The organism is Sphingomonas faeni, from assembly GCF_003053745.1.
Lineage (GTDB): Bacteria > Pseudomonadota > Alphaproteobacteria > Sphingomonadales > Sphingomonadaceae > Sphingomonas > Sphingomonas faeni.
This window is the reverse complement of sequence record NZ_QAYE01000001.1, coordinates 173,788-197,215: the sequence shown is the minus strand read 5'-3', so window position 1 is coordinate 197,215 and position 23,428 is coordinate 173,788. Positions and strand designations below refer to the sequence as shown.

The 23,428-nt window shown below is 66.1% G+C and carries 24 protein-coding genes; 6 read left to right on the top strand and 18 right to left on the bottom strand.

Annotated features, from left to right (window positions below; all coding sequences use genetic code 11):
* Positions 1–17: 17 nt before the first annotated feature.
* The 6 genes from ftsH to ruvB all read right to left on the bottom strand — a co-directional run bounded on the left by ftsH (position 18) and on the right by ruvB (position 8,891).
* Positions 18–2,006, bottom strand: coding sequence for an ATP-dependent zinc metalloprotease FtsH (ftsH, locus tag C8J25_RS00945; protein ID WP_107951890.1), 1,989 nt, complete (start codon positions 2,004–2,006; stop codon positions 18–20).
* 100 nt (positions 2,007–2,106) lie between these two features.
* On the bottom strand, positions 2,107–3,072 hold the full coding sequence (gene tilS, locus C8J25_RS00940) for a tRNA lysidine(34) synthetase TilS (protein WP_107951889.1): 966 nt from the start codon (positions 3,070–3,072) through the stop codon (positions 2,107–2,109).
* A 193-nt stretch (positions 3,073–3,265) separates the two neighbouring features.
* A complete protein-coding gene (locus C8J25_RS00935) occupies positions 3,266–4,189 on the bottom strand; it encodes a tetratricopeptide repeat protein (RefSeq protein WP_107951888.1) in 924 nt (307 codons plus the stop codon).
* Positions 4,190–4,284: 95 nt separating this feature from the next.
* Positions 4,285–5,253 carry a helix-turn-helix domain-containing protein gene (locus C8J25_RS00930; protein WP_107951887.1) on the bottom strand — a complete coding sequence of 323 codons (969 nt, stop codon included), beginning with the start codon at positions 5,251–5,253 and terminating at the stop codon, positions 4,285–4,287.
* 108 nt (positions 5,254–5,361) lie between these two features.
* Positions 5,362–7,635: a phosphoenolpyruvate--protein phosphotransferase gene (gene ptsP / locus C8J25_RS00925; protein WP_107951886.1), complete on the bottom strand. Its 2,274-nt coding sequence runs from the start codon at positions 7,633–7,635 to the stop codon at positions 5,362–5,364.
* A 230-nt stretch (positions 7,636–7,865) separates the two neighbouring features.
* Positions 7,866–8,891 (bottom strand): Holliday junction branch migration DNA helicase RuvB, encoded by a 1,026-nt coding sequence (ruvB, locus tag C8J25_RS00920; protein WP_056061260.1) that lies wholly within the window; start codon positions 8,889–8,891, stop codon positions 7,866–7,868.
* A gap of 53 nt (positions 8,892–8,944) precedes the next feature.
* Between ruvB and C8J25_RS00915 the strand changes: the two genes are divergently transcribed.
* Positions 8,945–9,853 carry a 2-hydroxyacid dehydrogenase gene (locus C8J25_RS00915; RefSeq protein WP_107951885.1) on the top strand — a complete coding sequence of 303 codons (909 nt, stop codon included), beginning with the start codon at positions 8,945–8,947 and terminating at the stop codon, positions 9,851–9,853.
* 236 nt (positions 9,854–10,089) lie between these two features.
* Here C8J25_RS00915 and ruvA read toward each other — a convergent pair whose 3' ends face one another.
* From ruvA to C8J25_RS00890, 5 genes are all read right to left on the bottom strand, one after another.
* Complete coding sequence (ruvA, locus tag C8J25_RS00910; RefSeq protein WP_107951884.1) at positions 10,090–10,689, bottom strand: Holliday junction branch migration protein RuvA; 600 nt, start codon at positions 10,687–10,689, stop codon at positions 10,090–10,092.
* Positions 10,690–10,771: 82 nt separating this feature from the next.
* Positions 10,772–11,686: a hypothetical protein gene (locus C8J25_RS00905; protein ID WP_146173254.1), complete on the bottom strand. Its 915-nt coding sequence runs from the start codon at positions 11,684–11,686 to the stop codon at positions 10,772–10,774.
* Between the two features lie 329 nt (positions 11,687–12,015).
* The gene (gene ruvC / locus C8J25_RS00900; protein ID WP_056484899.1) at positions 12,016–12,522 is read right to left on the bottom strand and encodes a crossover junction endodeoxyribonuclease RuvC; all 507 of its coding nucleotides are present in this window, start codon (positions 12,520–12,522) and stop codon (positions 12,016–12,018) included.
* 201 nt (positions 12,523–12,723) lie between these two features.
* Positions 12,724–13,467 (bottom strand): YebC/PmpR family DNA-binding transcriptional regulator, encoded by a 744-nt coding sequence (locus C8J25_RS00895; RefSeq protein ID WP_107951882.1) that lies wholly within the window; start codon positions 13,465–13,467, stop codon positions 12,724–12,726.
* Positions 13,468–13,496: 29 nt separating this feature from the next.
* Positions 13,497–14,042 carry a DUF1003 domain-containing protein gene (locus tag C8J25_RS00890; RefSeq protein ID WP_107951881.1) on the bottom strand — a complete coding sequence of 182 codons (546 nt, stop codon included), beginning with the start codon at positions 14,040–14,042 and terminating at the stop codon, positions 13,497–13,499.
* 112 nt (positions 14,043–14,154) lie between these two features.
* Here C8J25_RS00890 and C8J25_RS00885 point away from each other — a divergent pair, with 112 nt between their 5' ends.
* Positions 14,155–15,618 carry a helicase HerA domain-containing protein gene (locus C8J25_RS00885; RefSeq protein WP_107951880.1) on the top strand — a complete coding sequence of 488 codons (1,464 nt, stop codon included), beginning with the start codon at positions 14,155–14,157 and terminating at the stop codon, positions 15,616–15,618.
* Between the two features lie 4 nt (positions 15,619–15,622).
* Here C8J25_RS00885 and C8J25_RS00880 read toward each other — a convergent pair whose 3' ends face one another.
* From C8J25_RS00880 to C8J25_RS00860, 5 genes are all read right to left on the bottom strand, one after another.
* Positions 15,623–16,066 (bottom strand): nuclear transport factor 2 family protein, encoded by a 444-nt coding sequence (locus C8J25_RS00880; RefSeq protein ID WP_107951879.1) that lies wholly within the window; start codon positions 16,064–16,066, stop codon positions 15,623–15,625.
* An 80-nt stretch (positions 16,067–16,146) separates the two neighbouring features.
* Entirely contained in the window at positions 16,147–16,446 is a 300-nt protein-coding gene (locus tag C8J25_RS00875) for a DUF1294 domain-containing protein (protein ID WP_244186640.1), read from the bottom strand.
* Entirely contained in the window at positions 16,443–16,871 is a 429-nt protein-coding gene (locus C8J25_RS00870) for a hypothetical protein (RefSeq protein WP_107951877.1), read from the bottom strand. Before C8J25_RS00870 ends, C8J25_RS00875 begins: the two co-directional genes overlap by 4 nt.
* Before the next feature lie 86 nt (positions 16,872–16,957).
* Complete coding sequence (locus tag C8J25_RS00865) at positions 16,958–17,200, bottom strand: DUF2312 domain-containing protein (RefSeq protein WP_197942503.1); 243 nt, start codon at positions 17,198–17,200, stop codon at positions 16,958–16,960.
* A gap of 214 nt (positions 17,201–17,414) precedes the next feature.
* On the bottom strand, positions 17,415–17,723 hold the full coding sequence (locus C8J25_RS00860; protein WP_107951876.1) for a DUF1244 domain-containing protein: 309 nt from the start codon (positions 17,721–17,723) through the stop codon (positions 17,415–17,417).
* Positions 17,724–17,803: 80 nt separating this feature from the next.
* Here C8J25_RS00860 and pyk point away from each other — a divergent pair, with 80 nt between their 5' ends.
* From pyk to C8J25_RS00840, 4 genes are all read left to right on the top strand, one after another.
* Positions 17,804–19,267, top strand: a complete 1,464-nt coding sequence (pyk, locus tag C8J25_RS00855; RefSeq protein ID WP_107951875.1) for a pyruvate kinase — start codon at positions 17,804–17,806, stop codon at positions 19,265–19,267.
* Between the two features lie 554 nt (positions 19,268–19,821).
* Positions 19,822–21,876, top strand: a complete 2,055-nt coding sequence (locus C8J25_RS00850; protein ID WP_107951874.1) for a carbon starvation CstA family protein — start codon at positions 19,822–19,824, stop codon at positions 21,874–21,876.
* The gene (locus C8J25_RS00845; protein ID WP_107951873.1) at positions 21,873–22,061 is read left to right on the top strand and encodes a YbdD/YjiX family protein; all 189 of its coding nucleotides are present in this window, start codon (positions 21,873–21,875) and stop codon (positions 22,059–22,061) included. Before C8J25_RS00850 ends, C8J25_RS00845 begins: the two co-directional genes overlap by 4 nt.
* Before the next feature lie 5 nt (positions 22,062–22,066).
* A complete protein-coding gene (locus tag C8J25_RS00840; RefSeq protein WP_425275446.1) occupies positions 22,067–22,576 on the top strand; it encodes a biliverdin-producing heme oxygenase in 510 nt (169 codons plus the stop codon).
* A 2-nt stretch (positions 22,577–22,578) separates the two neighbouring features.
* On the opposite strand, the gene C8J25_RS00835 is transcribed toward C8J25_RS00840, so the two are convergent.
* Both C8J25_RS00835 and C8J25_RS00830 read right to left on the bottom strand, forming a co-directional pair.
* On the bottom strand, positions 22,579–22,881 hold the full coding sequence (locus tag C8J25_RS00835) for a polyhydroxyalkanoic acid system family protein (protein ID WP_107951871.1): 303 nt from the start codon (positions 22,879–22,881) through the stop codon (positions 22,579–22,581).
* Positions 22,882–22,890: 9 nt separating this feature from the next.
* On the bottom strand, positions 22,891–23,310 hold the full coding sequence (locus tag C8J25_RS00830; RefSeq protein WP_107951870.1) for a VOC family protein: 420 nt from the start codon (positions 23,308–23,310) through the stop codon (positions 22,891–22,893).
* Positions 23,311–23,428: the final 118 nt, after the last annotated feature.

Sequence of the window (23,428 nt, the reverse complement as noted above, 5' to 3'; positions counted from 1 at the left end):
CTGTCCGGTGAACCGGATCACGCCCCCAAGGGGGTTGGTGTCCCGAACGGTCCCGACGGACGCCGGGTCTTGGGGATTGACGTGCCCGCACGCGGGACGGTCGACGCCTTCGCACCTGGATCCGGACGATCGAGATCTTCTCCGGCGATCAGCTTCTTGATCTCGTCACCGGTCAGGGTCTCGAACTCGAGCAGCGCGCCTGCCACGGTGTGAAGCTGGTCGACATGATCGCTCAGCACCTGCTTGGCGCGGTCGAGACCACCTTCAACGATCCGCTTGATCTCGTCGTCGATCAACTGCGCGGTCTGGTTCGACATACGCGACGGACGGCTCGACGAGTAACCGAGGAACGACTCGCCCTCGGGCTCGCCATATTCAAGCGGGCCGACCTTGTCGGACATTCCCCAGCGCGTGACCATGTCGCGCGCCAGACCGGTGGCGTACTGGATGTCGCCCGAAGCGCCCGACGACACCTTATCGTAGCCGAAGATGACTTCCTCCGCGACGCGGCCGCCCATCGACACGGCCAGGTTCGCGTACATCTTGTCGCGGTGATAGCTGTACGAATCACGCTCGGGCAGCCGCATGACCATGCCCAGCGCACGACCGCGCGGAATGATCGTCGCCTTGTGGATCGGATCCGAAGCAGCCTCGTGCATCGCGACGACCGCATGACCGGCCTCGTGATACGCGGTCATCCGCTTCTCGTCATCGGTCATGACCATGCTGCGACGCTCCGCGCCCATCATGACCTTGTCCTTAGCCTCCTCGAACTCGGCCATCGCCACCAGACGCTTGCCCTTGCGTGCCGCATGCAGCGCCGCCTCGTTGACGAGGTTAGCGAGATCGGCACCCGAGAACCCCGGCGTGCCGCGTGCGATGACTCGCGCGTCGACGTCGGGTGCGAGCGGCACCTTCTTCATGTGGACTTCGAGGATCTTGATACGACCCTCGATATCCGGCCGCGGTACGGTGACCTGGCGATCGAACCGGCCCGGACGAAGCAACGCGGGGTCGAGCACGTCGGGACGGTTGGTGGCGGCGATGATGATGATGCCTTCGTTCGCCTCGAAGCCGTCCATTTCGACCAGCAACTGGTTCAGCGTCTGCTCGCGCTCGTCATTGCCGTTGCCGAGACCGGCGCCGCGATGACGACCCACAGCATCGATTTCATCGATGAAGACGATGCACGGTGCGGACTTTTTCGCCTGCTCGAACATGTCGCGGACACGGCTCGCGCCGACGCCGACGAACATCTCCACGAAGTCCGAGCCCGAGATCGTGAAGAACGGTACGCCAGCCTCACCCGCGATGGCGCGGGCGAGCAACGTCTTGCCGGTACCCGGCGAGCCGACCAGCAAGGCGCCCTTGGGGATTTTGCCGCCAAGGCGCGCGAACTTGGTCGGGTCCTTCAGGAACTCGACGATCTCCTCGAGCTCTTCGCGAGCCTCGTCGATGCCGGCGACGTCCTGAAAGGTGACCTTACCCTCCTTCTGGGTCAGCATCTTCGCGCGGCTTTTGCCGAAGCCCATCGCGCCCGAGCCCGAGTTCTTCTGCATCTGCTTCAACACGAAGAACGCGATGCCGAGGAACAGCAGGAACGGCAGCGACTGGTACAGCAGCAGCGCCAGCATCGAGGGGCCCTCTTCGGGTTTCGCGCTGATCGAGACGCCCTTCTCGCGCAGCTTCGGCACGAGCGTCGAGTCCGGAATCGGATACGACTTGAACCTATCGCCGGTGGACAGCGTCCCCGAGATCATGTCGCGCGAGATGTTGACGTCCTTGACGGTGCCTTCATCGACCTTGTCCAGGAACGCCGAATACGCGATCGTGTTGCCACCCGACGCCGCGGTGCGGCCGTCGAACATGGTCACGAACAGCGCCAGCGCGAGCAGGATGCCGACCCAGATCAACAGGCTTTTCATCCAAGGATTGCCGCCGCCGTTTTCGGGACCGCCATTGCCGGGGCCCTGGGGCTTCTGACCGCGGTTGTCGTTGTCGCTCATGGGTGCACGATACCTTTCACCGCACAAGATAAGCGTGCGCAGGTTAATGGCAATGGAACAACGCGCGACTTGCGTTGATCAATGTGAACGGACGGGCGCGCTAAGCGGTTCTGCGCGGTGGCGCCTGTCGGAAGCGCCAGACGTCGCCGCGAACGCTGGCGATGATCCCGGCCTGAGTGGTCCGTTTACCGGCCATCAACGAGTCGAGCAGGCTTTCGATGTTGGCGGCCTCGGTCCATTCGGGCGCGACGATGCCGGCGTCGGTGCGGACCGTGCCGATCGCGCGGCGCGCGAGGCGGCGGAGAATTTCACGGGGCAGTTTCTCGACCGCGAGCTTCACTTCGCCGCCACCGACCTTGGCGCGTTCGGTCCAGATCCAGTCGACCATCGCGCGGACATCGGTGTCGGTCTCGGCAAGCGCCGCAGCGGCGCGCGCGAGGTTGGGCGTGCCGAGCCATTCGTTCTGGTCGAGCAACCGGCGGAAGCGGGTGCGATCGTGGCGGTCGTCGTGGTTCGAGGGATCGTCGAAGAACGGTACTTCCGCACGGCGGACGATCGCGCGGAGTTCGGCGCGGCGCCAGTCGAGCAAGGGGCGGATAACCGTGACGCCGTGGACTTCGGTGCGGGCGCGGACACCGGCGAGACCGGCTAAACCCGACCCGCGCGCGGCGCGCATGAGGAAGGTCTCGGCCTGATCGTCGGCGTGGTGGCCGGTGACGAGCGCCCCTGCCCCGATCGCACGGACGTGGTCGGTGAGGAGGGCGTAGCGCGTGGTGCGCGCCTGCGCCTGGATGCTCGCGCCGGTGATCGGTTCGCTGGGGGCGAGCGTGGCGTGGGGAATGCCGAGCGTTGCGCAATGCGCGGCGACCATGGCGGACTCTTCCACTGCTTCGGGGCGGAGGCGGTGGTCTATGCTGGCGACCGTGAAGCCGGAGGGGAGAGCTTCGTGCGCGAGGGTGAGCATCGCCATGCTGTCGGGGCCGCCGGAGACGGCGAACAGCGGGTTGGTGATGTCGCTGGCGAGGCGCGCAAAGTCGGCGGCGAAGCGGCGTCCTTCTTCGGTCATGCGGAGACAGTCCTGACCATGGAAAGTTCGCCACCCCGGCGGAGGCCGGGGCCCAGTCGGGAAACGTTGCTGATCGAACGCTGCGATCCGTTACTGCGACCTTTCCAACTGGGCCCCGGCCTCCGCCGGGGTGGGGCTGGTTTGCGAGGTGCAGACACGAACAGAAGGTCACGCTTAGCCATCAAGAGATCGCTTACTTGCACTTCGCCACGCTGCGGCCGGCGGCAACCTGCCCCTTCATCGTCGACGCCATCTTGGCGCCGTAGACGTCGTTCAGCTCGTCATACACCTTGCACGCATCCGCCGGCTTGTTGAGCTTGGTCAGCGCCTGGCCGAGATACAGCAGGCTGTCCGGCGCGCGCTCGCCCTCAGGCATCTTCTTGTAATTGTCGTAGAACGCCATCGACGCGAGGCTCGGCTTGCCTTCGTCGAGATACGATCGGCCGAGCAGATTCTGCGCATAGCTGGCACGCTTGCTCTTGGGGTATTCGGCGACGACCTTCTTCAGCTGGGCCTCGGCCTGCGGGTATTGCTTGGCCGCCCAGAGGCGATAGCCGTACATATACTCGTCTTCCGCCGGATCGCCGGTAGAGGGCTTTTCGACCGAGATCTTGGTCGGTGTGGTAGCGCCGGGCTTGCTCGCGGCTTCGGGGCGCGTGGTCGGGCGTGATGGACCACTCGACTGATCATCGGATTCGATCGGGCCACCAGTCCCCGCCCCCGTCGCGATCGGCGCGGGACCGGTCTCGAGCGTCTTCAACCGCGCGTCGTTCGAGCGGCGGTAATTGTCGAAGGCGTCCTGCAACTGGCGGGTGCGGTTCTGGTTCTGCTCGATCTGCTCGGTGAGCGAGGTCATCTGCTGTTCGAGCGACGTGACGCGCTGGTTGACGTCGGCAAGCGCACTGGTCGCGGGTGAGCCGGGCCCGGGGCCCTGCTCGCTCTGCGGCGCACGGACTTCGGGCTGGAGCATCTGGCCCGCACCGCCCGGGAAGACCTTCCGCTGGACCGCGCGCATTTCGCTTTCGAGCTTGCCGACGCGGCCCTCGACATTTTGTGCCTGTACGGCAGAGGGCAACAGCGCCGCGAGGCAGACGCCGACCAGAATTGACTTACGCATGGGCCACCCCCCCCGGTGGATTGGTTAATCGTCCGGGTATAGCTGCACTACCCATCCTGTCGCCAGCCTTAAGACCCTGCGATGGTCTGTCGTCGTCACGGATTGGGCGTTGCCGTAGCGGCGGGTGGTGGATTGGCGACTGCGTCGAGGTTGGCGCGCTGCGTTTCGCTCAGCGCACGACGCGGCGTACGAGGACGGCTGGCGGTGCGCGACCGCTCGGACGACCGGGTCGGCGTTGCTTCGGTCGCGGTGGGCGTGGCCTGAGGCTCAGGCGTGCCGGCGATCCGCGCGGCAATCGCCGGGGCACCCACGGACACGTCCTTGATCGCGCGTTCGCCGGTGCCGAGCGCAGGAGCCGCGGCGCCGTTGAGCGTAACCGCAAGCTTGTCTGCACGACCGATGTTGATCTTCGGATCCTTGGCATCCTTCGGCACGTCGAACTTCTCGCCGGGCTTCATCGTGCCCAGGTAGAGCGTCTTGTTGTCGGCATCGTAGACGCGCATCCACACCTCGTCCGAAGCGGTCAGCGTAACCTGCCCGTTGGCGGGCGTAGCTGGCGCGGGCACCGGTTGCGCGGTCTGCGCGGCAGGGTTCGGCGCGGTCTCGGCGATCGGCGTCGTGGTCGAGGCATTGCCCGATCCGCGGAACATGTCGGTGCCGTACCAGAGGCCGACCAGCACCAGCACCGCGATCGCGATGCCGAGCGCAACGATCGCGAGCCCGCGCGAAGGCACGCGCGACGGATCGGTCATCTCGTAGGGTTCGTATTCGGGCTTCTTGCTGCCGAGCTTGGCGACGTCGCTGCGGACGATGTTCGCGATCTGCACCTCGTCGATGCCCATCGCGCGTGCATAGGCGCGGCTGAAACCGACCGCATAAGTCGACGACGGCAGCGTGGAGTAATCGGACGCCTCGATCGCTTCGAGGTGACGCAACGGCACACGGGTACGCGTCGCGATATCCGCGACCGTCAGGCCCTGCGCCTCGCGCGCCTTGCGGAGAATGTCGCCAGCACGCTCTGGTTGAGCGGGTGCTGCGTTCTGGCCGGTTTCGACCTCGTCCATTCTTGTCTCCGAGCGCGGGCGCGTAGCGTTGCCCGCCATGGCACCCGTCTTTCAGAGGCCCTTAGCCGTGTCAACGCACCGAACGTCTTAACCGCAGCTTTCCGCGGATCAGACGATTTCGACGCCGTTTTCAGTCGCCCAGTTGGTCAGCACGCCGCGCATGTCGCGCGGCGGGTTGGCCAGCAGTCCTGTCATGTATGCGGTGAGCGCGGCGCGATCGAGCGAGCGCGTCATCGCCTTGATCGGGCCGACTGCGGCGGGGGTGATCGACAACCTCTCGATGCCGAGCCCGATCAGCGCCATCGCCTCCAGCGGACGCCCACCCATCTCACCACAGACCGCGAGGTCGACCGAGGCGTCGCGGACCGGTGCGACCAGTCGCGCGATGAAGCGCAGGATCGACGGGCTGAGCCAGTCGTAGCGCTCGGCGAGCTTCGGATTGGCGCGATCGGCGGCGAACAGGAACTGCGTGAGATCGTTGGTGCCGATCGACAGGAACTCGATCTTCGGCAGCAGGATGTCGAGCATCTCGGCGAGCGCCGGCACCTCGAGCATCGCGCCGTAACGGATCGCGAGCGGCATCTTGCGCCCGCGTCCTTCGAGCCAGGTTCGCTGCGCCTCGAACAGCGCGCGGGCCTCATCGAATTCCCATGGCTCGCTGACCATCGGGAACATCACGTTGAGCGTGCGGCCAGCGGCGGCCTCCAGCAACGCCCGCGCCTGCACCTTCATCAGGCCGTCGCGCTCCAGACCAAGGCGCAGAGCGCGCCAGCCCATCGCTGGATTCTCCTCGTCGGCGTCTTCCTTGTTGAGATACGGCAGCGCCTTGTCGCCGCCGATATCCACGGTGCGGAAGATCACCGGGCGATCGCCGGCCGCGTCGAGCACTTCGCGGTAGAGCCGCTGCTGGCGCTCGCGCTGTGGCAGCGTGGCGGAGACGAGGAACTGGAACTCGGTACGGAACAAGCCGATGCCGTCGGCTCCGGTGACGTCGAGCGCGGCCACATCGTCACGCAGGCCTGCGTTGACCATGAGGGTCAGGCGGTGGCCGTCCTTGGTGATCGGTGGCACGTCGCGCAAAGCCGCGAACGCCGCCTTGCGCTTCTGGCGCATCGCGAGGCGCGCCTCGAACGCTTCCTCCATCGCCGCCGAGGGCCGCGCGAAGACGTTGCTTTCCGCGCTGTCGAGCAACAGCATGTCGCCCTCCGCCACGAGGCGGCGGATGTCGCGGACGCGGCCGAGTACCGGCACGCCCATCGCGCGGGCGACGATCGTGACGTGCGCGGTGAGCGAGCCCTCCTCGAGGATCACGCCCTTCAGTCGCCGCTTGTCGTATTCGAGCAGTTCGGCCGGGCCGAGGTTGCGCGCGATGAGGATGGTGTCCTGGCGAAGACCCATCTGCGCGGCGGTACCCATCTGGCCCGAGACGATGCGGAGCAGCCGGTTCGACAGGTCCTCCAGATCGTGCATCCGGTCGGCGAGCAACGGATCGTCGATCTGGCGCATGCGCTGGCGGGTGCGTTGCTGGACGCGCTCGATCGCCGCCTCGGCGGTGAGGCCGGAGTCGATCGCCTCGTTGATGCGCCGGGCCCAGCCCTCGTCATACGCGAACATCTTGTAGGTCTGGAGTACTTCGACATGCTCGCCGCCGACGCCGAATTCGGCCTCGCGGGTCATCCGGTCGATGCCTTCGCGCATCTTGTCGAACGCCGCGTAGACGCGGTGGCGCTCGGCGTCGGTATCCTCGGCGACGGTATGCTCGATGTGGATACGCGGCTGGTGATAGACCGCGAAGCCCGCGCCCATGCCGTCGACGAGCTTCTGGCCGGGGATGCGCATCGCCGCGGTCGACTGCGGCCGATCCGCGCCGCCGCCGGTGGTGTCGATCAGCCCTGCGTTGGCGATCAGTTCGGAGAGCACCATCGCGACCGTCTGCAGCGCCTCGATCTCGACGTCAGCATATCTGCGACGGTCGGTGTGCTGGACGGCCAGGACGCCCACGGAACGCTCGCGGCGGATGATCGGCACGCCGGCGAAACTGTGGAAGCGATCCTCGCCGGTCTCGGGCTTGTAGGCGAAATCGGGGTGGCTGGCGGCTTCGTCGAGGTTGAGCACTTCGACATCCTCGGCAATGGTGCCGACGAGGCCTTCGCCGAGCGCGAGCTTGGTGACGTGAACGGCAGCCTGATCGAGGCCGCGGGTCGCGAACAGTTCGAGCACGCCCTCGCGCAACAGGTAGATCGAGCAGACTTCGCTGTCGATCGCGGTGGCGATGATGCCGACGACGGCGTTCAGCTTGGCTTGCGCGGAGGTGCGCGACGCCATCACGTCGTGAAGGCTGGTGAGGATTTCGCGGGCGGAGGCGGCGGCCGAAAGGGGCATTCGCGTTGGCTATCAGATGAAACGCTTGGGTGCCACGCAACAAAAGCAGTGTTGGGGTGAAGTTCGATCGATCTGGCGGTGGGGATTCTTACAAATGAGGTTGGTGCGGATCGCGGCGAGCAAATCTCATCGGCTACGGTTGCCCCCTCCTCCTTGTTCTGCCGCGAAGGCATGAGCCCAGTCTGGGTCCCCGCCTTCGCGGGGAAACACGGTAGCGCGTACGCAACCCGTTACGCGTCGAACAGGCCGTCCTGGCTGCCGGCTGGTGGGTTCAAGCCCAAGTGCTTCCAGCCGCCTGCATTCAGGAACCGACCGCGAGCGGTGCGCGCGATCAGGCCTAGCTGGATCAGGTACGGCTCGATCACTTCCTCGATCGTGTCGCGCGGTTCGCTGAGCCCTGCGGCGAGAGTCTCCACGCCGACCGGGCCGCCGCGGTAGATGTCGGCGATCATCATCAGATAGCGGCGGTCCATCGCGTCGAGCCCGAGCGAATCGACCTCCAGCCGGTTGAGCGCCGCATCCGCCGCACGCGCATCGACCGTCTCGTGCCCCGCGACATTGGCGAAATCGCGCACTCTTCGCAGCAATCGCCCGGCGATACGCGGCGTACCGCGGGCCCGGCGCGCGATCTCCATCGCTCCGTCCTTGGCGATGCCCAGTCCGAGCAGTCCCGCCGCTCGCGTGACGACGCGCTCCAGTTCCTCGACCGTGTAGAATTGCAGCCGCACCGGGATGCCGAAGCGATCGCGTAGCGGCGTCGTCAGCAACCCCTGCCGCGTGGTCGCGCCGATCAGCGTAAACCGCGGTAGGTCGATGCGGACGCTGCGCGCGCTGGGCCCCTCGCCGATCATCAGGTCGAGCGCACGGTCCTCCATCGCCGGGTAGAGCACCTCCTCGACCGCAGGCTGCAACCGGTGGATCTCGTCGATGAACAGCACGTCGCCGTCCTCGAGATTGGTCAGTAGCGCGGCGAGATCACCCGACTTGGCGATCACCGGCCCCGATGTGGCGCGGAACCCCACCCCCATCTCGCGCGCGACGATCTGCGCGAGCGTAGTCTTGCCGAGCCCCGGCGGGCCGAAGAACAGCACGTGATCGAGCGCATCGCCGCGCGATTTTGCCGCCTGGATGAAGATGCGCAGGTTCTCGCGCGCGGCCTTCTGCCCGACGAATTCGTCAAGCGTCTTCGGGCGCAGCGCGGCGTCGACGTCTTCGGGACGCTTGGCGGCGGTCAGGATGCGGTCTGTATCGGTCACATCCTGCGATAGCGCGCTCGCGGTGAAGGGGGCAAGGCGGCTATGGGTGTGGGATGACCAACGACACCTCGCACCCCGACTTGTATCTGCTGGGCGGAGCCTCGCCCGCGTTGGAGGCGACGCTTGCCGAGCGCTTCACGTTGCACCGCGAGGATCCGCCGGCAACGACGCGCGCGATCGTCGGTGGCGGGAGCAGCGTGGTCGATGCGGCGCTGCTCGATCGTTTTCCGGCGCTGGAGATCATCGCGATCCACGGCGTCGGCTACGACGGGATCAACCTCGCCGCGACCAAGGCACGCGGCATCGCGGTGACGACGACGCCGGACGTGCTGACCGACGACGTCGCGGACCTTGCGATCGGGCTTATGTTGGCGGTGCAACGGCGGATCGTCGCGAACGATCGCGCGGTGCGGGACGGCGGGTGGCAGGTCGGTCTCGCGCGCCGGGCTAGCGGGCGGCGGATCGGGATCTTCGGGCTCGGCCGGATTGGCAAGGCGATCGCCGAGCGCGCTGCGCCGTTTGCGAGCGCACTTCATTATGCCGCGCATTCCGCCAAGCCGGATTTCGCCGGCGTATTCCATGCCGACATCGCTTCGCTTGCGGCGGCGTGCGACGTGCTGATCATTGCCGCGCCTGGAGGCGAGGCGACGTCGCATATCGTGGATGCGGGTGTCCTCAGGGCACTTGGCGAGGACGGTATCCTCGTTAATATCGCTCGGGGTAGTCTGGTCGACGAACCGGCGCTGGTAGTGGCGCTTCAGGACGGGACGATCGCCGGGGCGGGGCTTGATGTGTTCGCCGACGAACCTGCCGTTCCCAACGCGCTCAAGGCGATGAACCAAGTGGTCCTGTCACCGCATCAGGGTAGCGCGACCGTCGATGGACGGGCTGCGATGGCGGCGTTGGTGGTTGCGAACCTCGATGCGCATTTCGGGAGGAAAGCGTTGCTTACGCCGCTCTAAGGACGAGGCGACCATAGTACGAATACCGCCCGAGTCATTTGCGTCATCCTGACGAAAGTCAGGACCCAGGGTTATTGGCGTTGCCGATTGCGGCTCTGGATCCTGACTTTCGTCAGGATGACGGACTAGTGACGGTCGATAGCGTTCTCCTGCGCACGCAGGAGCCCAGGGCAACGGAGCGCGAAGCTTGTCATCCTGGACTCCTGCGTACGCAGGAGAACGCTATCGACCGAACTCTAAGACTTAGACGCCTTGCGCAACGCCAGCCGGACCAGCGCATCGAGCGAGGCCCCAGCCCCCAGTTCCTCGTCCGCCGCCGCCACCGCGACACTCGCCTCGTTCGGGCGGAACCCGAGATTGAGCAGCGCCGACACCGCATCCGCCGACGCACCCGGCGCGGCATTGACCACTGCCGGCCCGAGCCCCAGCGCGATCCCGCCGACCTTGTCCTTCAACTCCATCACGATACGCTGGGCAAGCTTGGGTCCCACGCCGTTGGCGCGCGCGACCATCGCCTTGTCGCCACTGGCGATCGCGCGTGAAAGATCGACCGGCTCGAGCGCCGACAGGATCGCGAGCGCGACGCGGGCGCCGACCCCCTGCACGCCCGTCAGCAACCGGAACCAGTCGCGCTCGTCCGCGCTGGAGAACCCCACGAGCCGCTGGAAATCCTCGCCCACCAGCAATTCGGTGAACACGGTACAAGCCTCACCGATCGGGCCTAAGGCCGACAGCGTGCGCGCCGAGGCGCCGACCAGATAGCCGACGCCGCCGACGTCGATCACGGCATGGTCGATGCCGGTCGAGTCCAGCCGTCCTTTGAGATGCACGATCATTGGATCAGGCGGTAGAACATCGACGGCGCGACGTCATCCCGTCAAAGTACGGGCGTTCCGGCTCGATCGACGCGCACGTCGGTCAGGCGTTTGGTTGCGGACGACCCTGCTCGTTCGTCGGACGGTTCTGAACGGGCGCAGCGGCTTTCGCGGTTTCATGCAGCGCCTGGGTCGGCGCGCCGATCACCATCGCGCGGGCACGCAGGCTGGCGCGCAGGAATACGGTGTCGGACGCGATGAAGCGGCGCGGCGTCGTGCCGAGGAACGTGCCGGCATCGCGGAGGAAATGCGAGGCGTCGAAATAGCTGCTGTCGATCTTCGAATAGTCCGCCATGCCGTCGGTCCGGATCAGGCTGATGAACGATCGCAGGAACCGCGCGCGCCTCAGCAACAGCTTTGGCGGCATGCCGAAATGGCGCGTCGCCATGCGTCGCAGTTCATGCGTCGGGATGTCGAGGCGGTCGGCGACGTCCTTCATCTCGATCACGCCGTCGGTGACGGTCAACGCGGTGAACGCGCGGATCAGATCCTCGCGCGGATGCGGGCGGGTGAAAAACGCGCCGAACACCGCATCGAGCAGCGGCTTGATCATCGTGTCGTCGTCGAGCGCGTCGAGCCCTTCGACCAGCCGCGCTGAGAGGTCCGATCCCAGCGCCGAGCTGAGCGGCACGACACGGTTGTGGAATTCGCCCGCCGACCGCGCGGTGAGCCGCGACCAACCGAGCGCGCTGAGGCCGATGCCCACGGCGATCCCGCCATGCGTCTCGGTCCGGAAGGCGCGGCTGGTCGGACCGTAGAAGCTTGCGCGATCGAGCGGGCCGAAGCGATGGTTGCCGACCGACACGGTCAGCGGCCCGGCGTCGACCAGCACGGAGATCATCGCCGGTGCGGGTAGATACCAGTTCAGCATCGGCGCGCGGTCGTTCGAGGCGTAGATCGCATACCCCGTCAAATACTCGGACAGCGTCGGATCGGGCAGATCGTACCGCATCGTCATGCCCGCGGGCATCGCAAACGCCGAGGCCGGAACATTGTTGCTGTTCGTTCCACCTCGTACGTGTTCGACAAGCATCGCGTTGCCCTTAATCTAAATTAAACTTCATGGGCGCGCTGCCACAGCGGTACGGGCTTGGCTATAAAAACTTGATTGATGTGTAATTATAGCGGGTAGGCGCCGATCTCATTCAAAATGAACCAAGTTTTGTCCGAGCGGATATTGGCTTGGCCTTAGTTTTGGCGCTCGACGAACACTGGCGCGCGGCGTTGGATGCTAGGTCAGAAAGTGCCGCTTGACGTTGGTTTGGCCACGCAGCAGCGGTGGGGGGATCAAGCGCCTACGCCGCTGCGTCGCGCCAGTGCGGCGGCACTGGCAACGTGATGCGCATGGGTGATCGCGACCGCAAGCGCGTCGGCGGCGTCGGGGCCGGCGAGTTTCGCTCCCGGCAACAACACGGCCATCATCGCCTGGATCTGCTTCTTGTCCGCGCCGCCGGTGCCGACGACGCCCTTCTTGACGGTCGAGGGGTGGTACTCCCCGATATGCAGCCCCGCGCCGGCCGCTGCGAGTAGGACGACGCCACGCGCCTGGCCGAGCTTGAGCGTTGATTGCGCGTTCGTGTTGCCGAGCACTTCCTCGACCGCTGCGCCGTCGGGACGCTCGGTGCGGATGACGTCGATCAACGCGTTGTAGAGCGCGGTGAGGCGGCGGGGGAGCGCCATCGACGGATCGGTCTTGATCTGGCCGTTGGCGATATGGCTCAGGCGGTTGCCGTCGGCGCGAATGACGCCCCAGCCGGTGGTGCCGAGGCCGGGGTCTAGTCCGAGGATGATCATGCGCAGGTAGAAGGAGAAGGTTGGTTCGCGCGGAGGCGCGGAGGCGCGGAGGGGGTTCGTCCCTGTCTAGCGTCTCGCGTTAGGGGGACTTTCAGTTCTCCGGGCTGACCTACCGATATCAGGCCGCTGGCGCGGAGGACGTAGCCACGAAGCGCCACTCTCCGCGTCTCCGCGTCTCCGCGTGAACCCACCTTCTTCATCTCAACCGAGCGATTCCATGATCTCGTCGGAAATTTCGTAATTGCCCCAGACGGTCTGCACGTCGTCATCCTCGTCGAGCGCATCAATCAGCTTGAACAAGGTCGCCGCATCGTCCGCCTCAACCGCGACCATCACCTGCGGACGCCAGGCCAGCTTGGCGCCTTCGGCCTCGCCGAGCTTCGCCTCAAGCGCCTTGGCCACCTCGTGCAGGTCGCCCTGCGCGGTCCAGACCTCATGGCCGTCCTCGCTCGACGTGACGTCCTCGGCGCCAGCCTCGAGCGCGGCTTCGAACACCGTGTCGGCATCGCCCGCACTCGCCGGATACGAGATCAACCCGACGCGGTCGAACGCATGGCTGACCGAACCGCCCGCGCCCAAATTGCCGCCGTTCTTGCCGACCGCGACACGCACGTTGGTCGCGGTGCGGTTGCGGTTGTCGGTCAGCGCCTCGATGATCAGCGACACGCCGCCAGGGCCGAAGCCCTCGTAGCGGATCTCTTCGTAATTCTCGGCATCGCCGCGGCTCGCCTTGTCGATCGAGCGCTGGATGTTCTCCTTGGGCAACGACGCCGCCTTGGCCGCGTTGACCGCCGCGCGCAGGCGTGGGTTCATGTCGACGTCGGGCAGGCCCATCTTGGCCGCGACCGTGATCTCTCGGCTGAGCTTGCTGAACGCCGACGAGCGCTTCTTGTCCTGCGCGCCCTTGCGGTACATGATATTCTTGTATTTGGAATGGCCTGCCATCGGTGCCTCTTTAGCTGATGGCCCCGCTCTTAGGCGTCAGGCGCGGATTTCGCCAGACCGTCGATTTTCCGCTCGATCGCTTCGAGCCGGGCGAGCACGAGATGATCGATCTTGTGATGCACGCGCAGGATGTCGAGTTCGGCGCGCAGATTGGTCTCGTAATCGAGGCTGGCGGCCAGGCGATCCTTCGCCGATTGCCGGTTCTGGCTCATCATGATTACCGGCGCCTGGATCGCGGCCACGGTCGAGAGCAGCAGGTTGAGGAAGATGTAGGGATACGGATCGAACGCGCGCCCGAAATGCGCGAGGATGTCCGAGTTCAGCAGCATCCAGCCGATCAGCACCGCGCTGAACGCGATGATGAACCCCCACGACCCGCCGATTGCGGCGACGCGGTCCGACAGTCGCTCGCCAAACGTCGATCGCTCGTCGGAAACGTCGGCAGCGTCGCGGCTGACCGTTGTGCCCGCTTCGATCCCGGCGAGGACGCGACGCTCCTCGTCGTCGAGGTCGCCCGGCGCCTTGCCGAGCAGTCGCTGCGAGAGATCGGCGAGCAGGGATTGTTTCGTGGCCATGAGTCGCGACCTAGCCGGGATTGCGGATTATGCCAGCGCGCAAAGCCAGCGTTGCGACCGAACTCACAAAGACTCCTTGCTCCCATGCGCCCGCACCTGCCAAACGCGCGGCATGACGGTTAGCGTGAATATGGGCACCGACGGCAATGGTACTGCCGTCGGCGTCGACCTGGAGGAACTACTCGCCACCCGCCTGTTGGTGCAGGGCAATTCGGGCTCGGGAAAATCGCATCTGTTGCGCCGCCTGCTCGAGCGATCGGCGGGGCATGTCCAGCAGATCGTGATCGATCCGGAGGGCGATTTCGTGACGCTCGCGGGGCCTCATGGCCACGTCGTGATCGAGGCCGGCGACTATAGCGAACGCGAGATCGCACGGATTGCGACGCGGTTGCGCGAACATCGGACGTCCGCGGTGCTCAGCCTCGAAGGACTCGAGGTCGAGGGCCAGATGCGCTGTGCGGCGTCGTTCCTCTCAGCGCTGTTCGATGCGCCGCGCGAGCATTGGTATCCGGTGCTGGTGGTGGTCGACGAAGCGCAGATGTTCGCGCCGGTGACGGGCGGCGAGGTCTCGGAAGAGGTCCGCCGTGCCTCTTTGGCGGCGATGACCAACCTGATGTGCCGCGGGCGTAAACGCGGTCTCGCCGGCGTGATCGCGACTCAGCGGCTGGCGAAGCTTGCGAAGAACGTCGCGGCGGAAGCGTCGAACTTCCTGATGGGCCGCACCTTTCTCGACATCGACATGGCCCGCGCGGCCGATCTGCTCGGCATGGAGCGACGCCAGGCCGAAGCGATTCGCGATCTCCAGCGTGGCACGTTCATGGCGCTTGGCCCCGCGGTATCGCGGCGGCCGATCACGGTGAAGATCGGCGACGTCGCGACCTCCGCGCGCAGCGGCAGCCCCAAGCTCACTCCCCTCCCCAGCGTCGCGCCGATGGACCTGCAGGACCTGCTGTCCGAGCCAGTAGTCGACGCGCCCGAACTCGGCCTGATGTTTGATTCGCGCCCACGTCGCGTGCCGGCGGAGGAACTGCTCGACGGCATCGCCCGCCCACCCGAGCCACGCACCGCCGCCCCGCCGCCGCCCGAGAAGACTGACGACGAGGTCGAAGCGGTCTACGCCGACGTATTCCGCGCGATCGTCGAGGATCCGGAGTCGACGCTACGGCCTCCGTCGGTGCTATTCCAGGATTTCCAGGTGCGCTGTCGGATGGGCGGTCTCGCCAAGCCGCCGCTCGATCTCCCCGGCTTCGTCCGGCGCCTGAGTTGCGCCCGTGCAGGGATCTTCGACATGACCGACGAGGCATGGACGGCTGCGCTAGACGTGGCGAGCGGCCTCCCCGACGACATGCTCGGGGCGTTCCTGCTGGTCGCGCGTGCGGCACGTGAAGGCGAGCCCTGCCCGTCTGACGCGCGCATCGCAGCGACGTATGGTACGAGTTCGCTCGGCCGGGTGAAGCGTCTGATCGGCTACATAGAGAGCCGCGAACTGATCGTGTGCCGCACCGATCTCGCCGGCAAACGCTCGATCACGATCCCAGGGCTGGGCTGGACGACGCTGCCGGCGGAGGCGGCGTAGATCGTCATCCGCGGATCGGGGTGAACTGCAACGACACGAACTGCCAGTCGCCCTTGATCCGTCGCGCGACGAAGCCGGCCCGCAGCGCGCGCGTCTGCATCTGACCGTCCTTGCCGGGCATGGTGTAGGCGATCCGCATCGTGACGACACCGATCGTGCCAGCGGGCCGCGCGACGGTTTCGGTAATCGTCATCGGCGGTGCGGCTGATTTCTTGTCGGCTGCGTAGAACCCGATCACGCGCTCGCGGGAATCGACCTCACCGACGGGCGATACTTCCTGATATTCGGGCGCCATCATCGCGATCATCGCCGCCTGATCGAACTGGTTGCGGACCCGGACGAACGCCTCGGCACGCTGACCGAGTTTTTGGATGTCGACTTCAACCGATTGCGCCGCGACAGGAACACTAACCAATGATGCCGCCGCAATCCCCAGAAATACCCGCATTCTTGCCCCCCGATGCAATGTTGCATAACGGCAATACACCTAAGCTTCAGGTGCAGCAATGACGCTGCCGGTTGCCGAACCTAGAATGCGAACGCGATGGCGAGACCTGCGATGACGCCGACTTGTACCATCGCGATGAGCTGGAGCCGACCGACGAATGGTTGCTTCCGTGTCTTGTGCCGGTAGCGATTGCGCGCCCAGAACGCGCCCGGGCTGCCGCCAAGTGCCGCGAACCAGAGCAAGCGGGATTCAGGAATACGCCACGCGCCAGTCGATGATCGCCGCTTGTCGAGCGCGAACGCGGCGACCGTGATGACGTTGACCAGCACCAGAAAGAGGACGCCCATGACGACAGCAAGCGCAATATTCGGCGCGGTCAACGGTCCTCGCATCGGATGCGCATCTTTACCATGCTGACCTGTGCACGCTCGCCTGCATTCGCGCGCATCTTGACCATGTGGTCTTTCACGCCAATCTGGAATTCCGCCGGCCCGGTGACAGTGCATACCATCCCGTTGGCGACGCTGGCACACGCATCGACATATTGGCGTGCGTTAGTGATGACCGAGTCTTCAGCCGGACCGAGTCCCATCGAAACATAGCTCGATCCACCGAACAGCGCGGTACCAAGGCCGCCGAGCGTCTTCAGCTCCCATGCGGCGTGGCCGTCAGACGGTTTCGCCGTCTTCATACCGAGCTCGGTTGCGACCCGCTGGCAGAAGCTGGCGTTGGCCGCCCCCTCATCCGACTGGGCGGGGGCGGCCATAGTGGCCAGCGCAAGGGCGGCGAGAAAACGGATGGTCATAGCTGGACACTAATCCGCAACCGATGACAGTTCTGTTAAACACGTCAAAACCGACGCGTTTGGCCGTCTCACCGCCCTGGCGAAACTCAGATCATCCCCAACGCCTGGAGATATACCTCGAGGATCGCTTCCTCCTCCTGATACTCTTCCTTCTTCTTCTTCCGGATCGACAGGATTTTCCGAATCGCCTTCGGATCGTAACCGCGGCCCTTGGCTTCGGCCATCACGTCCTTGATGTCGTCCGAAATACCCTTCTTCTCTTCTTCGAGACGCTCGGCGCGCTCGATCAGCAGGCGCAGTTCGTCCGCTGCGACCGCGCCGCCGCCCATGCCGTGTTGCCGTTCGTCAGACATCGAAAATTCCCCACTCGCCAGCGCCCGCGCGCCGGTCAAAAGCCAATCAAGATACAAGCCCGCACCGGTGATCGCCGTCCGGAGACGTCCTGAATCATGCCGAATTGGGTGCGGGCCAGCGTCTAGGCGTTTACCGTGTTCGGCTCAAGCGACCCTGCGGGGGATCGTCGCGAATCCATTGCAGCCGTTCTCAGACCACCGCGTTCTTCGCGACGCTCGCCTTCATCCGTTCGAGCTGCTCAGGCGTCGCGTCACCCTGGTGATGCGCCTTCCACTCTGCGTACGGCATCCCGTAGACCGTCTCGCGTGCGGCATCCTTCGACAGACCGCCCGCTTGCTCGACCCAGTCGGACAGGCAGTTGCGGCAAAAACCGGCCAGACCCATCAGGTCGACGTTCTGCGCGTCCTCGCGGTGGCGGAGATGACGGATCAGGCGGCGAAAGGCCTGTGCCGCTACGGCATCGTCGAGCGTATCGAGCGAGTCGGTTTCGGGGTTCATTCATGTGCTCCGTGGTTGATCCCGCGGAGATAGGGTTTAAGGCCCGTCGCGGCAAAGACCTCCCCCAGGAAACGCACCGCATGACCCACGCCATTGCTCCCCGTTTGCGGAAAGTCCGCATCCTCGCGACGCTAGGCCCTGCCAGCAGCACGCCCGAGATGATCGCGACGCTATTCCGTACCGGCGCTGACGCGTTCCGAATCAACATGAGCCACGGCGACCAACAGTCGAAGATCGCCGTGATCCAGGCGATTCGCGCGCTGGAGAAGGAATATGGTCGCCCGTCGACCATCCTCGCCGATCTTCAGGGACCGAAGCTGCGCGTCGGCAAGTTCGATGGCGGCCGGACCGTGCTCGAAACCGGCTCCACCTTCGTGCTCGATCGCGACCCGACGCCGGGCGACGCGACGCGGGTGGAACTGCCACACGACGAGATCTTCGCGGCGATCGAGCCGGGCGCCCGCCTGCTGCTCGACGACGGCAAGCTCGTCCTTCGCGTCGTGTCGCATAGCCCGCGCGAGATTACGACGCGGGTCGAGGTCGGCGGCGCGTTGTCGAACAGCAAGGGGCTGAACGTCCCCGACGTCGTGCTGCCGATGGCGGCCCTGACCGAGAAGGATCGCAGCGATCTAGACTTCGCAGTCGACCAGGGCGTCGACTGGATCGCGCTGTCGTTCGTCCAGCGCCCGGAAGATCTCTGGGAAGCGCGCAAACTGATCGGCGGCAAGGCGGCGCTGATGGCGAAGATCGAGAAGCCGGCGGCGATCGAGCGGCTCGAGGAGATCGTCGAGGCCTGTGACGGCGTGATGGTCGCGCGCGGCGATCTCGGCGTCGAGCTGCCGCCGCAGCAGGTGCCGCCGTTGCAGAAGCGCATCGTCGAGGTCTCGCGCCGGATGGGCCGCCCGGTGGTGGTCGCGACGCAGATGCTCGAATCGATGATTACGTCCCCGTCGCCGACGCGGGCGGAAGTGTCGGACGTCGCGACCGCGGTGTATGACGGCGCGGATGCGATCATGCTGTCGGCGGAGAGCGCGGCGGGCGCGTGGCCGGTCGAATCGGTGGCGATGATGGACGCGATCGGCGTGTCGGTCGAGGGCGATCCCGAGCACGGCGACCGGATGCACTTCACCGTGATGAAGCCAGATCCGACGACCGCGGATGCGCTCGCCGAGGCCGCAAAGAACATCGCCGCGACGGTGTCCGCGGTGGCGATCATCTGCTTCACGACCTCAGGTTCGACCGCGCGCCGGATCGCGCGTGAGCGGCCTTCGGTGCCATTGCTGGTGCTGACGCCGAGCCATGAGACCGCGCGGCGGCTCGGGCTGCTGTGGGGGACGCATGCGGTGCATACGCGCGACGTCGAGTCGTTCGAGGACATGGTGGCGAAGTCGAAGCGGATGGCGTTGCGGCACGGGATGGCGAAGGCCGGCGACCGGGTGATCGTGCTGGCGGGCGTGCCGTTCCGGACGCCGGGCTCGACCAACGTGTTGCACGTGGTGCGGATCGTAGGCGATGAGCTCAAGGGGCATCATTCGCAGGTTTGAGTTTGGGGGGCTTGAACTGGCAGCGCGCGCGACTTGCCGGTCGTTGCCATGCAGGCACAGCCCGGTGATGGGGAAAGTGGACCCCGCCCCAACTGTTCCCCCGCGAAGGCGGGGGTCCAGGGTACCGGTGCGCTACGGTATTCCGCTGGGCCCCCGCGTCCGCGAGGGAACGGTCTTGGTGTAGGTACGTCCGCCTCGTATCAGCACTGCATTCAGGCTGGGGCACCAACGAACGCCACTCTGCCCGTCATGCCGGACCGTTCTGGCGTCCACCGTTCCGCATGCTGCGCGCGCTTTGCAGGCCAACCGTTCCGATCGAGAACGCGAACCGGCAGCGCGCTATCATACTACCAGCAACCACCCCGGCGGAGGCCGGGGCCCAGTTGGGGGACGTCGCTAACTGAGGTCGGCGCTCCATTATCTCGACCTTTCCAACTCGGCCCCGGCCTTCGCCGGGGTGGGGCTGTGCTGGCGTTAGTGCCTGCATCGGGGCTGGCGCTCCGCGCCTGAATACGCGATGCCGCGCAGACGGACCGCGCGGGAGGGCGAAGGCAATGACATTACGCGAGAAGATCGGCTGGGGCGCCCTCGCCCTGCTCGCAGCCTGCGCGCTGGCAGTCGTCGCGTTCGAGCGCGGCGAGCATGTCAACGCGTTGTGGATCGTCACTGCGGCGGTCTCGGTCCAGCTGTTCGCGTACCGCTTCTACGCGCGCTACATCGCCCGCCACGTCATGCAGCTCGATCCATCGCGGCAAACCCCCGCCCTTCGCCGAGCCGACGGCCTCGACTACGTCGCGACCGATCGCAACGTCCTATTCGGCCACCATTTCGCTGCGATCGCCGGCGCCGGCCCCCTAGTCGGCCCGGTGCTCGCTGCGCAGATGGGTTATCTTCCCGGCACGCTCTGGATTCTAGCCGGCGTCGTCCTCGCCGGTGCGGTGCAGGACTTCATGATCCTGTTTATCTCGATGCGCCGCGACGGGCGATCGCTCGGCGAACTGATCCGCATGGAGATGGGCGCGATCCCCGGCGTGATCGCGCTGATCGGTGCGTTCGCGATCATGGTCATCATCCTCGCCGTGCTCGCGCTGATCGTCGTCCGCGCGCTTGCCGGCAGCCCGTGGGGGCTGTTCACCGTCGCCGCGACGATCCCGCTAGCGTTCCTGATGGGCATCTACACGCGCTGGATTCGCCCCGGAAAGGTCGGCGAAGTCTCCGTTCTCGGCGTCATCGGACTGCTCGCGGCGATCGTCTATGGCGGGACGGTCGCCGCGTCGCCGATGCTCGCGCCGCTGTTCACGCTGACCCCGGTGCAGCTCTGCGTGCTGATGGTCGGCTATGGCGCGGTCGCCTCCGTCCTGCCCGTGTGGCTGCTGCTCGCGCCGCGCGATTACCTGTCGACCTTCCTCAAGATCGGCGCGATCGTCGCGCTGGCGATCGGTATCGCGGTCGTCGCGCCACCGCTGCGGATGCCTGCGCTGACCCCGTTCATCGACGGCAGCGGCCCGGTCTGGTCGGGCGGGCTCTTCCCGTTCCTGTTCATCACGATCGCATGCGGCGCGGTGTCGGGCTTTCACGCGCTGATCGCCAGCGGCACCACGCCGAAGCTCATCGCCAGTGAAGGCGACGCGCAGTTCATCGGCTATGGCGCGATGCTGATGGAAAGCTTCGTCGCGATCATGGCGCTGGTCGGGGCGTCGATCCTCGATCCCGGCGTGTATTTTGCGATGAACAGCCCGGCCGCGGTGGTTGGAACCGACTTCGCCTCGGCGGCGACCGCGGTCACCGCGATGGGCTTCCCGATCACGCCCGAACTGCTCGCGCAGACCGCGAAGGACGTCGGCGAAACCACGATCGTCTCGCGGACGGGCGGCGCGCCGACGCTGGCGGTGGCGATGTCGGAGATCTTCAGCCACCTCGTCGGCGGGCAGGCGATGAAGGCGTTCTGGTATCACTTCGCGATCCTGTTCGAGGCGCTGTTCATCCTCACCGCGGTTGATGCGGGGACGCGCGCCGGACGGTTCATGTTGCAGGATCTGATCGGGCTCGCGGTGCCGTCGTTCCGCAACGCCTCGGCGATCGTGCCGGGACTGATCGCGACCGCGCTCTGCGTGATCGCCTGGGGGTTCTTCCTGTATCAGGGCGTCACCGACCCCTTGGGCGGCGTGAACACGCTGTGGCCGCTGTTCGGGATCTCGAACCAGATGCTCGCGGCTGTCGCGCTGGTGCTGGCTACCGTGGTGCTGTTCCGGATGAAGCGGCAGCGCTACGCTTGGGTGACGATCCTGCCCGCCGCGTGGCTGTGCCTGTGCACGATCACCGCCGGGCTGATGAAGCTGTTCGCGAGCGATCCGAGGATCGGCTTCCTCGCGCACGCCTCGAAGTTCGCGGATGCGGCAGCGCGGGGCGAGTTGCTCGCGCTGGCCAAGACGATGGCGGAAATGCAGCGGATTGTGCTCAACGACCGAATCGACGCGGGGCTTTGCGCGCTGTTCCTGGCGGTGGTGCTGTCGATCGTCTTGTTTGGCATCCGTACCTGTCTGGCGGCGCTGAAGATCGACCGGCCGACGGTGACCGAAGTCCCGCCGCAGCTGGTGGCCGCGGAATGATCCGCGCACTCTACGCGAAGGCCCGCGAGACCGCGCTGCTGATGGTCGGCGTGCCGTCCTATGACGCCTACCGCCAGCACATGGCCGAGCGCCATCCCGACCACGCGCCGATGGACGAACGCGCGTTCTTCCGTGACCGGCAGGAGGCACGGTACGGCAGCAAGGGCGGGGGACGTTGCTGTTGACCGATGTGGTTTCCACCGTTGCGCGACTGCGGAGCGCGACGGCGAGCGATCACGACGCGGTCGATGCCGGGTTCGGGCGCTACGACCTGACCGATGCGGACGATTACCGCGCGTTCCTGATCGCGCATGCCAGGGCGTTGCCGGCGGTCGAGGCGTGGCTGGCCGCAATTCCGGGGCTGGCGGCGGTTCGGTCGCGGGGCGGCGCGCTTGCCGAGGATCTTGCGGCGCTGGGTGAAGATATGCCGACGCCGATGACGTTCGACGTCCCGGCGAGCGCTGCCGCCGGGTGGGGCGCGATGTATGTCGTCGAGGGGTCGCGGCTCGGCGGTATCATGTTGTCGCGGTCGGTGCCCGACGGGATGCCCTCGGCCTATCTCGGGGCGAAGCATCTGTCCGGCGAGTGGCGCGCGTTGCTTGCCGCGATCGACGACGAGCCCGCCGACGAGGCCTGGGTCGAGCAGGCCATCGTCGGCGCAAAGGCGGCGTTCGAGCTGTATCGACGCGCGCCGGCCTGATTTCAGCGCAGGAGCTTTGGTGCTTCCTTGCGGATCATGTCCTGGACCTTGCCCGCGAACAGGCCGAGGATGCCGGGCAGGTCGACGACAGCGTGGACGTTGGTCTCGAACACGGTGACCGCGCTCGCGATCGTCTGGCCCATCGCCTGGACGGTGAAGTGCAGCGTATCGCCATCCCAGCGCTGCTCAGTCACCGACCCGCCGGGGATCTTGTCGCTGATCTTGCCGATCCCCCCGTCGAGCCGCGCGCGGACCGCTGCCTTGCCGAGCTGATGAGGGACGTCGACGGTGATGGGAGTGCCCATGTCTATTCCTTAAGTCGCGAAAATCATGTCGTCGTTGGCGAACGCCTTGAACTCGAGTGCGTTGCCGCTGGGATCGAGAAAGAACATTGTCGCCTGCTCGCCGGGCTCGCCCTTGAAGCGGATGTACGGCGCGATCCCGAACCGGACGCCGGCGGCGGTGACTCGCTCCGACAGCGCAGTCCAGTCGTCCATCGTCAGGACGACGCCGAAATGCGGGACCGGGACGGCGTGGCCGTCGACCGCGTTCTCGACCGCGACGGGCTTGGCGGCGGGGTCGAGATGCGCAACGATCTGGTGGCCGAACAGGTCGAAGTCGATCCAGTGGTCGCTGGAGCGGCCTTCGCGGCAGCCGAGGGTGGCGCCGTAGAAGGTGCGGGCGGCGGTCAGGTCGTGGACCGGGAAGGCTAGGTGGAAGGGGCGTAGGGTCATTCGGGGAAGATAGGTCGGGAAGGTAGGTTCGTCGAGCCGGGGGATTGCGTGGGTGCTTTCACCTACCGGGACGGTGGCCCTCTCTTGTTCTCCCGCGAAGGCGGGAGCCCAGTTTGGG

What these genes read in the sequence shown, in the direction of transcription:
- C8J25_RS00845 (WP_107951873.1), top strand. Translation starts at nt 21,873, where the DNA reads ATGATCCGCGCACTCTACGCGAAGGCCCGCGAGACCGCGCTGCTGATG.
- ftsH (WP_107951890.1), bottom strand. Translation starts at nt 2,006, where the DNA reads ATGAGCGACAACGACAACCGCGGTCAGAAGCCCCAGGGCCCCGGCAAT.
- C8J25_RS00830 (WP_107951870.1), bottom strand. Translation starts at nt 23,310, where the DNA reads ATGACCCTACGCCCCTTCCACCTAGCCTTCCCGGTCCACGACCTGACC.
- tilS (WP_107951889.1), bottom strand. Translation starts at nt 3,072, where the DNA reads ATGACCGAAGAAGGACGCCGCTTCGCCGCCGACTTTGCGCGCCTCGCC.
- pyk (WP_107951875.1), top strand. Translation starts at nt 17,804, where the DNA reads ATGACCCACGCCATTGCTCCCCGTTTGCGGAAAGTCCGCATCCTCGCG.
- C8J25_RS00935 (WP_107951888.1), bottom strand. Translation starts at nt 4,189, where the DNA reads ATGCGTAAGTCAATTCTGGTCGGCGTCTGCCTCGCGGCGCTGTTGCCC.
- ruvA (WP_107951884.1), bottom strand. Translation starts at nt 10,689, where the DNA reads ATGATCGTGCATCTCAAAGGACGGCTGGACTCGACCGGCATCGACCAT.
- C8J25_RS00850 (WP_107951874.1), top strand. Translation starts at nt 19,822, where the DNA reads ATGACATTACGCGAGAAGATCGGCTGGGGCGCCCTCGCCCTGCTCGCA.
- C8J25_RS00885 (WP_107951880.1), top strand. Translation starts at nt 14,155, where the DNA reads ATGACGGTTAGCGTGAATATGGGCACCGACGGCAATGGTACTGCCGTC.
- C8J25_RS00880 (WP_107951879.1), bottom strand. Translation starts at nt 16,066, where the DNA reads ATGCGGGTATTTCTGGGGATTGCGGCGGCATCATTGGTTAGTGTTCCT.
- C8J25_RS00865 (WP_197942503.1), bottom strand. Translation starts at nt 17,200, where the DNA reads ATGGGCGGCGGCGCGGTCGCAGCGGACGAACTGCGCCTGCTGATCGAG.
- ruvC (WP_056484899.1), bottom strand. Translation starts at nt 12,522, where the DNA reads ATGATCATCCTCGGACTAGACCCCGGCCTCGGCACCACCGGCTGGGGC.
- ptsP (WP_107951886.1), bottom strand. Translation starts at nt 7,635, where the DNA reads ATGCCCCTTTCGGCCGCCGCCTCCGCCCGCGAAATCCTCACCAGCCTT.
- C8J25_RS00905 (WP_146173254.1), bottom strand. Translation starts at nt 11,686, where the DNA reads ATGACGATGCGGTACGATCTGCCCGATCCGACGCTGTCCGAGTATTTG.
- C8J25_RS00835 (WP_107951871.1), bottom strand. Translation starts at nt 22,881, where the DNA reads ATGGGCACTCCCATCACCGTCGACGTCCCTCATCAGCTCGGCAAGGCA.
- C8J25_RS00890 (WP_107951881.1), bottom strand. Translation starts at nt 14,042, where the DNA reads ATGGCCACGAAACAATCCCTGCTCGCCGATCTCTCGCAGCGACTGCTC.
- C8J25_RS00895 (WP_107951882.1), bottom strand. Translation starts at nt 13,467, where the DNA reads ATGGCAGGCCATTCCAAATACAAGAATATCATGTACCGCAAGGGCGCG.
- C8J25_RS00860 (WP_107951876.1), bottom strand. Translation starts at nt 17,723, where the DNA reads ATGAACCCCGAAACCGACTCGCTCGATACGCTCGACGATGCCGTAGCG.
- C8J25_RS00870 (WP_107951877.1), bottom strand. Translation starts at nt 16,871, where the DNA reads ATGACCATCCGTTTTCTCGCCGCCCTTGCGCTGGCCACTATGGCCGCC.
- C8J25_RS00930 (WP_107951887.1), bottom strand. Translation starts at nt 5,253, where the DNA reads ATGGACGAGGTCGAAACCGGCCAGAACGCAGCACCCGCTCAACCAGAG.
- C8J25_RS00915 (WP_107951885.1), top strand. Translation starts at nt 8,945, where the DNA reads ATGACCAACGACACCTCGCACCCCGACTTGTATCTGCTGGGCGGAGCC.